Annotated in this window: 13 protein-coding genes; 6 read left to right on the forward strand and 7 right to left on the reverse strand. The window is 70.1% G+C overall.

The genetic code is table 11. From position 1 onward, the window contains the following. The first annotated feature begins 166 nt into the window (after positions 1-166). From ACIG36_RS26660 to ACIG36_RS26685, 6 genes are read left to right on the forward strand one after another with little or no spacing between them, the layout of a single operon-like run. A complete protein-coding gene (locus ACIG36_RS26660) occupies positions 167-1,138 on the forward strand; it encodes an ABC transporter permease (protein WP_399932783.1) in 972 nt (323 codons plus the stop codon). 43 nt (positions 1,139-1,181) lie between these two features. After that, a complete protein-coding gene (locus ACIG36_RS26665; RefSeq protein ID WP_399932786.1) occupies positions 1,182-2,987 on the forward strand; it encodes an ABC transporter substrate-binding protein in 1,806 nt (601 codons plus the stop codon). Between the two features lie 55 nt (positions 2,988-3,042). Continuing rightward, positions 3,043-4,020: an ABC transporter permease gene (locus tag ACIG36_RS26670; protein WP_399932789.1), complete on the forward strand. Its 978-nt coding sequence runs from the start codon at positions 3,043-3,045 to the stop codon at positions 4,018-4,020. Positions 4,021-4,034: 14 nt separating this feature from the next. Then, positions 4,035-5,063 carry an ABC transporter ATP-binding protein gene (locus ACIG36_RS26675; protein ID WP_399932792.1) on the forward strand — a complete coding sequence of 343 codons (1,029 nt, stop codon included), beginning with the start codon at positions 4,035-4,037 and terminating at the stop codon, positions 5,061-5,063. Further along, positions 5,064-6,083 carry an ABC transporter ATP-binding protein gene (locus ACIG36_RS26680; protein ID WP_399932795.1) on the forward strand — a complete coding sequence of 340 codons (1,020 nt, stop codon included), beginning with the start codon at positions 5,064-5,066 and terminating at the stop codon, positions 6,081-6,083. Positions 6,084-6,123: 40 nt separating this feature from the next. Further along, on the forward strand, positions 6,124-6,633 hold the full coding sequence (locus ACIG36_RS26685; RefSeq protein WP_399932798.1) for a hypothetical protein: 510 nt from the start codon (positions 6,124-6,126) through the stop codon (positions 6,631-6,633). A gap of 6 nt (positions 6,634-6,639) precedes the next feature. Here the strand turns inward: ACIG36_RS26685 and ACIG36_RS26690 are convergent, their stop codons facing one another. From ACIG36_RS26690 to ACIG36_RS26720, 7 genes are all read right to left on the reverse strand, one after another. Continuing rightward, positions 6,640-7,140, reverse strand: a complete 501-nt coding sequence (locus ACIG36_RS26690; RefSeq protein WP_399932800.1) for a YbaK/EbsC family protein — start codon at positions 7,138-7,140, stop codon at positions 6,640-6,642. 111 nt (positions 7,141-7,251) lie between these two features. Continuing rightward, entirely contained in the window at positions 7,252-8,331 is a 1,080-nt protein-coding gene (locus ACIG36_RS26695; protein ID WP_399932803.1) for an ABC transporter ATP-binding protein, read from the reverse strand. Further along, positions 8,321-9,382, reverse strand: coding sequence for an ABC transporter ATP-binding protein (locus ACIG36_RS26700; RefSeq protein ID WP_399932806.1), 1,062 nt, complete (start codon positions 9,380-9,382; stop codon positions 8,321-8,323). The genes ACIG36_RS26695 and ACIG36_RS26700 overlap by 11 nt, the downstream gene beginning before the upstream one ends. Positions 9,383-9,395: 13 nt before the next feature. Beyond that, positions 9,396-10,370, reverse strand: coding sequence for an ABC transporter permease (locus ACIG36_RS26705; protein ID WP_399932808.1), 975 nt, complete (start codon positions 10,368-10,370; stop codon positions 9,396-9,398). Then, a complete protein-coding gene (locus ACIG36_RS26710; protein ID WP_399932811.1) occupies positions 10,363-11,286 on the reverse strand; it encodes an ABC transporter permease in 924 nt (307 codons plus the stop codon). Before ACIG36_RS26710 ends, ACIG36_RS26705 begins: the two co-directional genes overlap by 8 nt. A 36-nt stretch (positions 11,287-11,322) precedes the next feature. Next, positions 11,323-12,975 carry an ABC transporter substrate-binding protein gene (locus tag ACIG36_RS26715; protein WP_399932814.1) on the reverse strand — a complete coding sequence of 551 codons (1,653 nt, stop codon included), beginning with the start codon at positions 12,973-12,975 and terminating at the stop codon, positions 11,323-11,325. Positions 12,976-13,141: 166 nt separating this feature from the next. Further along, positions 13,142-13,591: a protein-tyrosine phosphatase family protein gene (locus tag ACIG36_RS26720; protein WP_399932816.1), complete on the reverse strand. Its 450-nt coding sequence runs from the start codon at positions 13,589-13,591 to the stop codon at positions 13,142-13,144. Positions 13,592-13,788 lie beyond the last annotated feature (197 nt).

Here is a 13,788-nt window from a genome sequence, read left to right on the forward strand (position 1 = left end):
TGACCTCGATCTGCACAACCTTCGCTCAAGAAGCCGGGAAAGGCCCCGCCGTCCATCGCAGCCCCCTTGACTGCACTGTTCATCCATTGCGAAAGTCCGCTCAACCCAACCGCGTTCGCGACATCCGGGCAGGGACGACGAGACGACAGTGCGGGGGATCCACGCGATGCCGATTCCTTTCCGGACCGAGCCGGCCGACCTCGTGGGCCGGTCCCCCGGGCAGCTGATGTGGCGGCGCTTCAAGCGCGACCGCGCGGGGGTCGTCTCGGCGTACGTCGTCGCCTTCTTCTTCCTCGTGGCGCTCGCCGCGCCGCTGATCTCGATGCTCTACGGCAAGGACCCGGCCACCACCTACGGGCTCGACGAGCCGGGGCTGCTGAACGAGTTCGGCTATCCCGTCCGGCCCAACGGCGGGATCTCCGGCCGCTTCTGGTTCGGCATCGAGCCCACCCTGGGCCGGGACGTACTGACCCAGCTGGTCTACGGCATCCGCACCTCGCTGCTGATCGCCTCGGCCGCCACCGTGCTGTGCGTGCTGACGGGTGTGCTCGTCGGGGTGACGGCGGGCTACGCGGGCGGCAGGACGGACTACTTCCTGGGCCGGTTCATCGACCTGCTGCTGGCCTTCCCCGCCCAGCTGTCGTTCATCGCCTTCACCCCGGTCGTCTACTCGCTCTTCGTCAGCCCCGAGAAGGAGACGCCGACCTCCCTGCGGGTGGTGACGCTGATCCTGGTGCTGTGGGCGCTGGGCTGGATGGGGCTGGCGCGGCTGCTGCGCGGGCAGGTGCTGAGCCTGCGGGAGCGGGAGTTCGTCGAGGCGGCCAAGGTGACCGGCGCCTCCCCCTGGCGGATCATCACCAGGGAGCTGCTGCCCAATCTGTGGACGCCGATCCTGGTCCAGTCGACCCTGATGCTGCCCACGCTGGTGACGGCCGAGGCGGGGCTGTCCTTCATCGGGGTGGGCATCGTCGAGCCGACCCCCGACTGGGGCCGGATGTTCGCCAACGGCGCCCAGTACTACGAGAGCGACATCACCTACATCTTCTTCCCCGGGCTGGCGATGATCGCGTTCGTGGTCGCCTTCAACCTGCTCGGGGACTCGGTCCGGGACGCCTTCGACCCCCGGACCGGACGCTGAAGCCGCTGACGACGTCCCACGACCGACAGGCAGGTGCATCGACATGACCCCCACGTCGAGGTTCCCCAGGCACAGGGTCCGGCTCTCGGCCGTGGCCCTGGCGGCGGGAGCGGTGGTGCTCTCCGCGTGCAGCAGCGGAGGAGGTGGCGGCGGGGACGGCGGCGGGAGCCACGGTCCGGGCGAGGACAAGACGACGTCCGCGAACTACACCCTCGGCACCAGGGCCGACTCCACCGGGCCCGCCCCCGAGGTCCCGGGCGCCAAGAAGGGCGGCACGGTCGGCGTCCTGCAGCGCGACGCCTTCAACCACCTCGACCCGGGCCAGATCTACTACATCGACATCCTGACCAACCAGCTGCTCTACAACCGGAGCCTGACCGGCTACAAGATCGACGACAAGGGCCGGGTCAAGGTCGTCGGCGACCTGGCCACCGACGCGGGCACCGCCTCCGACGGCGGGAAGACCTGGAAGTTCACCCTCAAGGACGGGCTGAAGTTCGAGGACGGCTCGCCGATCACCGCCAAGGACGTCCGCTGGGGCATCGAGCGCCTGTACGCCTCGTACCAGTCCGACGGGCCGCTCTACATCCCGCAGTGGCTCTCCGGCGACGGCAACGACTTCCGCAAGGCGCTGCCGGACGGCCCGTACGAGGGCAAGCACCTGCCGTCGTCGGTGCTGGACACCCCGGACGACAAGACGATCATCTTCCACTTCCGGCAGCCGCACGCCGACACCCCCTTCGCGACGGCGATGCCCAATGTCGCGCCCGTCAAGGCCGAGAAGGACACCAAGCAGAAGTACGACACCGCGCCCTTCTCCTGCGGCCCGTACAGGATCGGCGAACACAAGCCCGGCAAGTCGCTGACGCTCGTGCGCAACGAGCACTGGGATCCGAAGACCGACCCCATCCGCCACCAGTACGCCGACCGCTTCGACATCAGCTTCGGCCACCAGTACGCGGACTCCACCCGCCGCTTCCTCGCCGACCAGGGCGCCGACAAGAACGCGCTGTCGTTCAGCAACGCCGTGGCGCCCGAGATGACCGAGAAGGTGCTGAACCAGCCCGACACCAAGGCGCGGCGCCTGGTGGAGGTCCAGCCGTACGTCGACTACATCAGCTTCAACACCGACCGCCTCAAGGACGTCAAGGTCCGCAAGGCCCTCGCGTACGCCATGCCGAACGGGCAGATCCTGCAGCAGAACGGCGGGGCGACGGCGGGCGTGGTGGCCACCGGCCTGCTCTCCCCCGCCATGGACGGCTACCGGCCCAGCGACCCGTTCGGGAAGAAGGCCAAGCCCGCCGGTGATCCGGACAAGGCCAGGGCGCTGCTGAAGGAGGCGGGCAAGGAGGGCCAGGAGATCGTCTACGCCTACGCCAACACCGACGTGCAGCAGAAGGTCTCGGTGGTGGTGACCCAGGCCCTGGAGCGGGCCGGCTTCAGGGTGCAGAAGAAGGAGATCGACGCCAACACCTGGCGGACGGCGATCGCCGAGGTGAAGAACCGGTTCGACATCTACCGGACCTCCTGGGGCGCGGACTGGCCGGTCCCCTCCACCGTCGTCCCGCCGCTCTTCGACGGCCGGCAGATCTCCGACGGCGCCCAGAACTACGGCCACCTGAACAACCCGCGGGTCAACGCCGACATCGACCGCATCAACGCCATCCCCGACGTGAAGAAGGCGGCGCCGGAGTGGCAGAAGCTCGCCGACCGCATCCTCGGCGAGGACGTACCGGGCGTGCCCACCTTCTACAACCGGCAGTTCTCGCTGTGGGGCTCGGGCCTCGGCGGGATCAAGTACCACCCGGTCTACGGAAGCGTGGACCCGACCGGCGTGTACGTGAAGTAGCCGCCCCGGCCGGGCTCCCCTCACGGGCGGGCCCGGCCCTGGCCACGGAAGAACCATGCTGAGATTCCTCGCCCGCCGCACCCTCGGCGCCCTCGTCATCATCCTGCTGATCAGCGCGATCACGTTCTTCCTGTTCTTCGCGCTGCCCGCCGAGCCCGCCCTGATGTCCTGCGGCAAGAACTGCACCCCGGACGCCCTCGCGGTCATCAACAAGAACCTGGGCCTCGACCAGCCCGTGCCGGTGCAGTACTGGCACTACATGACGGGCATCTTCGCCGGCCGCGACTTCTCCGTCGGCCACTGCCCGGCCCCCTGCTTCGGCTACTCCTTCTCCAACCAGCAGCCGGTGTGGGAGACCATCGTCGACCGCTACCCGACCACCTTGTCCATCGCGCTGGGCGGGGCGGCGGTGTTCCTCCTCGTGGGCGTCGGCATCGGCATGCTCGCGGCCGCCTTCCGGGGCACCTGGATCGACAAGCTCTTCAGCTCCCTGTCGCTCCTCGGCAACGCCCTGCAGATCTACTTCGTGGGCGTCATCGCGCTGGCCGTCCTCGTCAGCGGGCTGCACTGGATGGACAACCCGGCGTACCACCCGATCACCGAGAACCCGGCCAAGTGGTTCACGGGCATGCTCATCCCCTGGCTGGTGCTCTCCATCATCTTCGTCGCCGGATACAGCCGGATGACGCGCTCCCAGATGATCGAGCAGCTCGCCGAGGACCATGTGCGCACGGCGCGCGCCAAGGGGATGGGCCGCAGGACGGTGTTCTTCCGCTACGCCTGGCGGGGCGCGCTGGCGCCGATCGTGACCATCTTCGGCATCGACCTCGGCTCGCTGCTCAGCGGGGCGATCATCACCGAGTTCACCTTCAGCCTGCACGGGCTGGGGCGGCTGGCGGTGTCCTCGACGACCAGCAAGGACCTGCCGACCCTGATGGCCGTGATGCTCGTCGGCTGCACGGCGATCGTCATCGCCAACATCGTCGTCGACGCCGCGTACGCCCTCATCGACCCGCGCGTTCGGCTGGCCTAGGAGAACGGACGACCGTGACCACGCAGCCATTCCTGTCCGTACGCGACCTCCGGGTGCGCTTTCGCACCGAGGACGGCGTCGTACGGGCCGTCGACGGCCTCTCCTTCGACCTCGAGCGCGGGCGGACGCTGGGCATCGTCGGCGAGTCGGGCTCCGGCAAGTCCGTCACCAACCTGACCGTGCTGGGCCTGCACGACCCGCGCACCACCGAGGTCGTCGGCGAGATCACGCTGGACGGGCAGGAGCTGACCACCGCGCCGGAGTCCGTGCTGGAGAAGCTGCGCGGCAACAAGATGGCGATGATCTTCCAGGACTCGCTCACCGCCCTGTCCCCCTACTACACCGTCGGCCGGCAGATCGCCGAGCCGTTCCGCAAGCACACCGGCGCCTCGCGGCGCGAGGCGCGGTCGCGGGCGGTGGAGATGCTGGAGAAGGTCGGCATTCCGCACGCCCGGCAGCGGGTGGACGACTACCCGCACCAGTTCTCCGGCGGCATGCGCCAGCGCGCGATGATCGCCATGGCGCTGGTCTGCGACCCCGAGCTGCTGATCGCCGACGAGCCGACGACCGCGCTGGACGTCACCGTCCAGGCCCAGATCCTCGACCTGCTGAAGGACCTTCAGCAGCAGACCGGCTCGGCGATCGTGCTGATCAGCCATGACCTGGGAGTGGTGGCGAACACCGCGGACGAGCTGCTGGTGATGTACGCGGGCCGGGCCGTGGAGCGCGGCCCCGTCCGGGAGGTGCTGCGCTCGCCCCGGCATCCGTACACCTGGGGCCTGCTGGGCTCGATGCCCCGCCTGACCTCGTCCGTCACCGAGCCGCTCACCCCGATCCCCGGCACCCCGCCGAGCCTGCTGGCACCGCCGCCCGGCTGCCCGTTCCACCCGCGCTGCGGGTATGTGACGGCCGTCGCGGACGACGCCTGCCGCACGGCCCGCCCCGAGCTGCCGGCCGGCCGCGGGGCGGCCTGCCATCTGACCCCCGAGCAACGGCGGACCGTCCTCGCCGAACAGATCAGGCCCCGACCGGGCGGAGAGTGAGTGAGTTCCTTGACCGACATCCTGGTCGCGGAGGGCCTGACCAAGCACTTCCCCGTCATGGCCGGCTTCCCGTTCAAGCGGAGGGTGGGCGCCGTGCGGGCCGTGGACGGCGTCGACCTGACCGTACGGGCGGGCGAGAGCTTCGGCCTGGTCGGCGAGTCCGGCTGCGGCAAGTCCACGACGGGCCGGCTGCTGACGCGCCTGCTGGAGCCGACCGCCGGGCGCGTCCTCTACCGGGGCGAGGACATCACCCACGCGGGCCGCCGGCAGCTCGCGCCCATCCGCTCCCAGATCCAGATGATCTTCCAGGACCCGTACTCCTCGCTGAACCCCCGGCACACGGTCGGCAGCATCGTCTCCGGCCCCATGGAGATCAACGGCATCACCCCGCCCGGCGGCCGCGAGGCCCGCGTCCGCGAACTCCTGGAGATCGTGGGCCTGAACCCCGAGCACTACAACCGCTTCCCGCACGAGTTCTCCGGCGGTCAGCGCCAGCGCGTCGGCGTGGCCCGCGCCCTGGCGCTCGAGCCGAAGGTGATCGTGGCGGACGAGCCGGTCTCGGCGCTGGACGTCTCCATCCAGGCCCAGGTGGTCAACCTGCTGCAGCGCCTGCAGCGCGAGCTCGGCATCGCCTTCCTGTTCATCGCCCACGACCTGGCGGTGGTGCGGCACTTCTCGCAGCGGGTGGCGGTGATGTACCTCGGCCGGATCGTGGAGACGGGCACCCGCGAGGACATCTACGAGCGCCCCCGCCACCCGTACACCCGCGCCCTGCTGTCGGCCGTCCCGGAGGTGACACCGGCCGAGCCGGCCCCGCCCCGCGACCGCATCCGCCTCACGGGTGACGTGCCGTCACCGCTCTCCCCGCCGAGCGGCTGCCGCTTCCGCACGCGCTGCTGGAAGGCGCGGGACAAGTGCGCGCAAGAGGAGCCACCGCTGGTGCGGGCGGAGGGCAGTGCGGAGGGGCACCTGTCGGCGTGCTTCTTCCCGGAGGAGGCGGCGGCACGTGGCACCTGTTAGCTTCTGAATACATGTTGTTTGGTGCTCGGAGGGGGAAGTCGTGCGCGAAGCAGTGCAGTTCACGGGGTTGGCGCTGGTCGCGGCCGTACTGATGACCGGCTGCGGGGGCAGCGGCGGCAGCGGCAGCGACAAGGACGAGCGGGCGGCTTCCGCCTCCGGAAGCCCGTCCGCCGCCACCTCGCAGCGGGCCACGGGCGGGACGGGCGGCGCCGGGGCACTCGACGGAACCTACGCGGCCCGGTCCGACGACGGCCCCGTCGGCCTGTCCGTCCACCGCGGCAAGGCCGGCCTGTACAGCAACCAGGGCAAGCGCGCGTGCACGGGTGTCGTCCACGAGGACAGGAAGCCCGCGGCATTCGAGCTCCGCTGCGCCGACGGGAACACCGACCGGGCCACCGGCACGATCAGCCGCCCGAACAACGACACCCTCGTGGTCTCCTGGGGCAGCGGCAAGAAGGACACCTTCACCAGGAAGGCCGACGCGGCCCCGCTCCCCGACCCGACCCGCCTGGGCGGCGGCCTTCCGGCACCGACAAAACTGGGCGGCTGACGCCGCTCACGCCGACGGCGCAGTGACCCCGATGGGCTCGACGCGGGGCTGGGCGGCCTTGAGGTAGTCGTCGGTGGAGAGGGCGAGGGAGCGGTCGAGGCGGGCCGCGTTGAAGAAGAACTCGGACTGCTCGAGGAGCGCCGGATCGACGACGAGCTCGAGCTCGGGGTCGAAGGAGAACGGCAGGATCGTCCCGCTCTCACAGCCCGAGAGCCGCTCGGCGACGTCCTGCGAGGCGAACCCCGCGTAGCTCCCGCCGAGCAGCGCCTTGATCGCGGCGAGGTCGACACGCTGGTGACCGGCGACGACGGCGAGCACGTACCGCTTGGTCTTCTTGCCCAGCTTCACCATGACGACGATGCACTTGGCGGCCTGCTCCAGCCCGTGCCCCCGCAACCGGCTGACGGCCTCGGTGCCGCCCTCGGCCTCGTGATCGATCGTCCGGTACGCGGCCCCGTGCTCGTCCAGCAGGGCGATCAGCTTCTCGTACGTCTCGTTCGACCTCATCCGCCCACCACATCCTCACCATTGAACCGCTGACACGAAGAGGGTTCAGTGTGCATGAGTAGGTGGGAGGAGGGTTGATTTCCCGTCAGGGGCCGGCTCGCCGCACCCCCTTCAGGGCTCCTCCTCGGCCCCCGCCGACACCACCCCCCGCTCCTCCGCATAGTGGCAGGCCGAAAGGTGCGCCGCCGGGCCGCCGCCCTCGCGGAACCAGTCCGGGACCTCCAGGGGCGGCACCACGCGGGCGCACTTGTCCTGGGCCTTCCAGCAGCGGGTGCGGAAGCGGCAGCCGGACGGTGGGTGGGCCGGGGACGGTACGTCCCCCGGCAGCAGGATCCTCCCCCAGCTACCGCTGGGAGGTGCCCCCACCCGCCGCTCCCTCGCCGCCGGGTCCGGGACCGGGACCGCCGACAGCAGCGCCTGGGTGTAGGGATGCGTCGGGTGCTCGTAGATCTGCGCATGCGTGCCGACCTCGGCCAGCTTGCCCAGGTACATCACCGCCACCCGGTCCGAGATGTGCCGTACCACCGACAGGTCGTGGGCGATGAAGACGTAGGAGAGGTCGAACTCGTCCTGCAGCTTCTCCAGCAGGTTGACGACCTGCGCCTGCACCGACACGTCCAGCGCCGACACCGGCTCGTCGGCCACGATCACCTCGGGCCGCAGCGCCAGGCCGCGGGCGATGCCGATGCGCTGCCTCTGGCCGCCCGAGAACTGGTGCGGATAGCGGTTGATGTACTCCGGGTTGAGGCCGACGACGTCCAGCAGCTCGCGTACCTTCTGCCGCCGGCTCCCCTTGGGAGCCACCTCGGGGTGGATCTCGAAGGGCTCGCCGACGATGTCGCCGACCGTCATGCGCGGGTTGAGCGAGGTGTACGGGTCCTGGAAGACCATCTGGATGTTGCGGCGGACGGCCTTCAGCGCACGCCCGGACAGCTTGGTGATGTCCTCACCCTTGTAGCGGATCTCGCCCGCCGTCGGCCGCTCCAGGTTGACCAGCAGTTTCGCCACCGTGGACTTGCCGCAGCCGGACTCGCCCACGATGCCGAGGGTCTCACCACGCCGCAGGTCGAAAGAGACCCCGTCGACCGCGTGCACGGCCCCGACCTGTTTCCTCAGGACGACGCCCCGCGTCAGCGGGTAGTGCTTGACCAGGTCCCGCACCTCGAGGATCGCCTCGCCGTCAGCTCTCATCGAGGGTCTCCTTCCAGAAGTGGCAGGCGCTGGTGCGGCCGGGCGCCACGGCGAAGAGCGGGGGCCGGTCCGTGCGGCAGATGTCCTGCGCCATGGGGCAGCGCGGGTTGAAGGGACAGCCGGGCGGGATGGCGGTCAGGCTGGGCGGCAGGCCCTTGATGGCGTAGAGCTCCCGGCCCTTCCGGTCGAGCCGGGGGATGGAGTTCAGCAGGCCCTTGGTGTAGGGGTGCGCCGGGCGCTTGTAGAGCTCGTGCACGGGGGCGGTCTCGACGATGCGTCCCGCGTACATCACCGCGATCTTGTCGGCGACGTCCGCGACGACGCCCAGGTCGTGGGTGATCAGGATCAGACCCATGTTGTACTCGCGCTGCAGCTCCGCGAGCAGGTCCATCACCTGCGCCTGGACGGTGACGTCCAGCGCGGTCGTCGGCTCGTCCGCGATGATCAGGTCCGGCTCCAGCGCCAGCGCCATCGCGATCATGATGCGCTGCCGCATACCGCCCGAGAACTGATGCGGATAGTCGCCCACCCGCTCCTTCGCCGCCGGGATCCGCACCCGGTCCATCAGCTGGACGGCCCGCGCGCGGGCGTCCTTGCGGGTCATGCCCTGGTGGACCTCGTACATCTCGCCGAGCTGCGCGCCCACCGTCATCACCGGATTGAGCGAGGACAGCGCGTCCTGGAAGATCATGGCGAGCTTGGCGCCGCGGATCCGGCGCCGGTGCTCGTCGCCCATGGTGAGCAGGTCCCTGCCCCGGAAGAGCACCTCGCCGCCGGTGACAAAGCCGGGCGGCGAGTCGAGGATGCCCATGACGGCCTGCGCGGTCACGGACTTGCCGGAACCGGACTCGCCCAGCACGGCCAGCGTCTCCCCGGCCCGGACGGTGTAGCTGACGCCGTTGACGGCCTTGGCCACCCCGTCCCGGGTACGGAATTCGACGTGCAGGTCGCGTACGTCCAGCAGGGTCGGCTGGTCCACGGCGGGCGGCTGTTCCCTGGCCGGTGGCTGATCCGCGGCCGGCGGCTGGTCCACGGCTGGCGGTTCCTTCATGCCTGGCGGCTCCTCAGCGCAGCTTGGGGTCGAGGGCGTCGCGCACCGCGTCGCCGAGCATGATGAACGCGAGCACGGTGACGCTCAGCGCGCCCGCCGGCCACAGCAGCATGTGCGGGGCGTTGCGGATCTGGCTCGAGGCGTTGGAGATGTCGATCCCCCAGGAGACGGTGGGTGGTTTGAGGCCGACGCCGATGAAGGAGAGCGTCGCCTCCAGCGCGATGTACGTGCCGAGGGCGATGGTCGCCACGACGATGACGGGCGCCACCGCGTTGGGCGCGATGTGGCGCAGCAGCAGCCGTCCGTTGCCGGCGCCGAGGGCCCGTGCGGCCTGTACGTAGTCGTGCTGCTTGGCGCCGACGACCGCGCCGCGGGCGATGCGGGAGATCTGCGGCCAGCCCAGCAGCACGATGAAGCCGACGACCGGCCAGACCGATCCGCTGGTGACGACGGACAGGAAGACCAGCCCGCCCAGGATGATCGGGATGCCGAAGAAGATGTCGGCCAGCCGGGAGAGCAGCCCGTCCCACCAGCCGCCGAAGAACCCGGCGAGCCCGCCCAGCACGCCGCCCAGCAGCGCGGCCCCGGCCGTGGCACAGACGCCGACGGCGATCGAGGCCCGTGCCCCGTGGACGGTACGGGTGTAGACGTCGCAGCCCTGGGCGTCGTAGCCGAAGGGGTGGCCGGGCCCGGAGCCCTCCTGGGCCCTGGCCAGGTCGCAGCTCAGCGGGTTGCCGCTCGCGACGATGCGGGGCCAGACGGCGATCAGGACGAGGAAGACGATGACGAGCGCGGAGATGACGAAGACGGGGTTGCGCCGCAGGTCGTGCCAGGCGTCGGACCACAGGCTGCGGGCCTTGCCGCTCTCGGTCCCGCCGGGGATCGGGCCGCCCTCGAGCGTCTGGGCGTCGCTGGTGGCCAGGGTCATCGCGCCGCCGCCGGCCGGGGTGATGGTCGCGTTCGGGTCGGAGGGATCGGTCTCAGGCATAGCGGATCCTCGGGTCGAGCACGGCGTAGAGGAGGTCGACGATCAGGTTCGCCACTAGGAAGACGATGACCAGGACGGTCACGAAGCCGACGACGGTCGGCGAGTTCTGCCGCAGGATGCCCTGGTAGAGCTGGTAGCCGACGCCGTGGATGTTGAAGATCCGCTCGGTGACGATGGCCCCGCCCATCAGCGCCCCGATGTCGGTGCCGATGAAGGTGACGACGGGGATGAGGGAGTTGCGCAGCAGGTGCCGGGTGACCACGCGGTGCCGGGGCAGGCCCTTGGCGAGGGCCGTGCGGAGGTAGTCGGCGCGGGAGTTCTCGGCGATGGACGTGCGGGTGAGGCGGGTGACGTAGGCGAGCGAGGTCAGCGCGAGCACCACGCCGGGCAGCAGGAGTTCGTCGTAGGGCGCGGCGGGCGACACGGACGGGGAGACCACCTGCCACTTGACGCCCAGGAGGTACTGCAGCACATAGCCGCTGACGAAGGTGGGGACGGAGACGACGATCAGGGTGACCAGCAGGACGGAGGTGTCCACGGTCCGCCCGCGGCGCAGCCCGCTGAGGAGGCCGAGGGTGATGCCGATGACGATCTCGAAGAGGATCGCGACGAGCGTCAGCCGCAGCGTCACGGGGAAGGCGTCGGCCATCAGTTCGGTGACGTCCTGGCCGTTGAAGGCGGTGCCGAAGTCCCCGGTGAGGATCTGCCGCATGTAGTACAGGTATTGCTTCCACAGCGGCTGGTCGAGGTGGAGGTCCGCGCGGATGCGGGCGGCGGTGGCCGGGTCGGGGGCCTTGTCGCCGAAGAGCGCGGCGACGGGGTCGCCCAGGGCGTAGACCATGAAGAAGATCAGGAATGTGCTGCCGATGAACACGGGGATCATCTGCAGCAGCCGCCGGATCACATACCGTCCCATGGGAACTCCGGGAGTGCTGGACGAGGACGAGACGGGCTACTTGACGGTGATCCGCTCGTAGACGGGCACGCTGAACGGGTTGAGCTGGACGTCGGAGATGTTCTCGGAGTAGCCGGCGCTGCCGTTCTGGTACCAGAGCGGGACGGCCGGCATCTGCTCGGCGAGGATCCGCTCGGCGTCCTCGAACGTGGCGACGGCCTTGGCCGTGTCGGACTCGGCGTTGGCCTGGTCGACGAGCCGGTCGAACTGCTGGTCGCTGAACCGGCCGAAGTTGGACGAGGCGCCCGTGTAGTACAGCGGCTGCAGGAAGTTCTGGGCCAGCGGGTAGTCCATCTGCCAGCCGGAGCGGAACATGCTGGTCATGCGCTGGTCGGAGACCTGGTTGCGGAAGTCGGCGAAGGTGCCGACGGGGTTGACGGTGCAGGCCTGGTCGTTGCCCAGGGCGTTGTTGATGCTGTTGCAGACGGCGTCCATCCACACCCGGTGCGAGCCGGTGTCGACGTTCGAGGTGATGGTGACCCTGCCGCCCGGCAACCCGCCGCCCTCCTGGATCAGCTTCTTGGCCTCGCCCGGGTTGTATGTGCACGCCTCGCCGCACAGCCCGGCCTTGAAGCCGCCCTTCTCGCCGAGCACCGGCGAGGTCCAGTCGGTGGCGGGGGTGCGGGTCCTGCGGTAGATCTGCTCGGTGATCTGGTCGCGGTTGATGGCCATGGACAGGCCCCGGCGGACCTTCTCCATCCCGGCCTTTGACCAGGCCGGGTCGTACATCGGGAAGACGACGGTCTGGATGATGCCGGCCGGCTGGTTGATGTAGCGGTCGCCGAGGTCGGTCCTGACGTTCTTCAGCTGGGCGCTGGGGATGTCGTCGACGAGGTCGAGGTTCCCGGCCTGCAGGTCGGTGTAGGCGGTGTTGTTGTCGGTGTAGACGCGCAGCTCCACCCCGCTGTTCCTGGCCTTGTCCTCGCCGGGGTAGCCGTCCCACTTCGACAGCCGCATCTGCGAGCCCTTGGTGTAGGAGTCGATGCGGTACGGGCCGTTGCCGACCGGCTTCCTCAGCCAGCCGGCGTGGTCGTCGAAGAACGCCCGGGGCAGCGGCGCGAAGGCGGTGTAGCCGAGGGTGTCCGGCCAGGTGGAGAACTTGGTGCGCAGCTTGACGGTGAACGTCCGCTCGTCCTTGACGACCAGCCCGGAGAGGGTCTTCGCGGTGGCGCGGCCGCCGGCGGGGTGGACCTTGTCGTAGCCGTCGATGTCCTGGAAGAAGGGGGCGTTCTTCTGCTTGTTGTCGGTGAGCGCCGCGTAGTTCCAGGCGTCGACGAAGGACTTCGCGGTGACCTTCTCGCCGTTGCCGAACGTCCAGCCGTCCTTGACCGTGATGGTGAAGTTCTGCTGGTCGGGGCTCTCGATCTTCTCGGCGAGCATGTCCTGGGCGGCGCCGGTCCGCGGGTCGTACTGCTTGAGCCCGCGGAAGATCATGGAGAGCACCTTGCCGCCCTGCACCTCGTTGGTGTTCGCGGGCTCGAGCGGGCTCTGCGGGTCGCCCCAGGAGGACCGCACGGTCCCGGTGCCGGCACCGACGCCACCCCCGCCGCAGCCGGCCGCCGCCAGCAGCACGGCGCCGGTCGCGCAGACGGCGAGTCCGGCCACGACGCGCGATCCCGCTCCGGCTCTGGCGCGCGTGCCTCCAGGCATGGGGTGCCCTCCTCATCGGTCCCAAGTCCACTCAATCCCACTTAGGCCCAAATAACACCCTATGAGGTGATGTGAGGCGGCGTTCGAAGCACCCATGGGCCGAGAAACCGCCCATATGCGGGAGTGACGGCGGGGGGCGGCCGATACCAGCCTCACCCCGCTCCCGTCACCCCGCGAACCCTCGCACGTACCTCTTCTGCCACGGCGTCTCCACGGCCCTCGGGTGGTACCCCCGGCGCACGTAGGCGACCGCCTCGGCGACCGGCACCCCGTCCAGGACGGCCAGGCAGGCCAGGGCCGTGCCGGTGCGGCCGCGGCCGCCGCTGCAGGCGATCTCCACGCGTTCGGCGGCGGCCCGCTCCCAGGCCTCGCGCAGCACGGCTCGGGCGGCGTCCTGGTCGGCGGGGAGCCGGAAGTCCGGCCAGCGCAGCCAGCGGGACTCCCAGGGAGCCTCGGGCGGTCGCTTGCCCAGCAGATGGACGCCGAACTGCGGCACCGGGCCGGCGGGCAGACCCCGGCACAGGCCGCGGCCCCTGACCAGCCGCCCGGACGGCAACCGCAGGACGCCCACGGCGTCGGCGTTCCAGGTCTCAGGCTCGGTTTCGGGCTCGGTCATCCCGCCACCGTAGCTCGCCAGGCCCTGTTCCTCACTGGGATGACCGGATCAGCTTCATGTGCACACGACGAAGACCGGCGTGGGCTGTCACGGCGCACACCCGGCCGGTGCGCGTTACCACGTGCCCGAACAGGTGATAGCAGGCCGACGGCCCGCCACCCCCGCTGTCGGCGCTATCCTGACCGCCGGCTGCCAGC

Source organism: Streptomyces sp. NPDC053048 (assembly GCF_044547045.1).
Lineage (GTDB): Bacteria > Actinomycetota > Actinomycetes > Streptomycetales > Streptomycetaceae > Streptomyces.

What these genes read in the sequence shown, in the direction of transcription:
- ACIG36_RS26665 (WP_399932786.1), top strand. Translation starts at nt 1,182, where the DNA reads ATGACCCCCACGTCGAGGTTCCCCAGGCACAGGGTCCGGCTCTCGGCC.
- ACIG36_RS26720 (WP_399932816.1), bottom strand. Translation starts at nt 13,591, where the DNA reads ATGACCGAGCCCGAAACCGAGCCTGAGACCTGGAACGCCGACGCCGTG.
- ACIG36_RS26700 (WP_399932806.1), bottom strand. Translation starts at nt 9,382, where the DNA reads ATGAAGGAACCGCCAGCCGTGGACCAGCCGCCGGCCGCGGATCAGCCA.
- ACIG36_RS26705 (WP_399932808.1), bottom strand. Translation starts at nt 10,370, where the DNA reads ATGCCTGAGACCGATCCCTCCGACCCGAACGCGACCATCACCCCGGCC.
- ACIG36_RS26660 (WP_399932783.1), top strand. Translation starts at nt 167, where the DNA reads ATGCCGATTCCTTTCCGGACCGAGCCGGCCGACCTCGTGGGCCGGTCC.
- ACIG36_RS26695 (WP_399932803.1), bottom strand. Translation starts at nt 8,331, where the DNA reads ATGAGAGCTGACGGCGAGGCGATCCTCGAGGTGCGGGACCTGGTCAAG.
- ACIG36_RS26690 (WP_399932800.1), bottom strand. Translation starts at nt 7,140, where the DNA reads ATGAGGTCGAACGAGACGTACGAGAAGCTGATCGCCCTGCTGGACGAG.
- ACIG36_RS26715 (WP_399932814.1), bottom strand. Translation starts at nt 12,975, where the DNA reads ATGCCTGGAGGCACGCGCGCCAGAGCCGGAGCGGGATCGCGCGTCGTG.
- ACIG36_RS26670 (WP_399932789.1), top strand. Translation starts at nt 3,043, where the DNA reads ATGCTGAGATTCCTCGCCCGCCGCACCCTCGGCGCCCTCGTCATCATC.
- ACIG36_RS26710 (WP_399932811.1), bottom strand. Translation starts at nt 11,286, where the DNA reads ATGGGACGGTATGTGATCCGGCGGCTGCTGCAGATGATCCCCGTGTTC.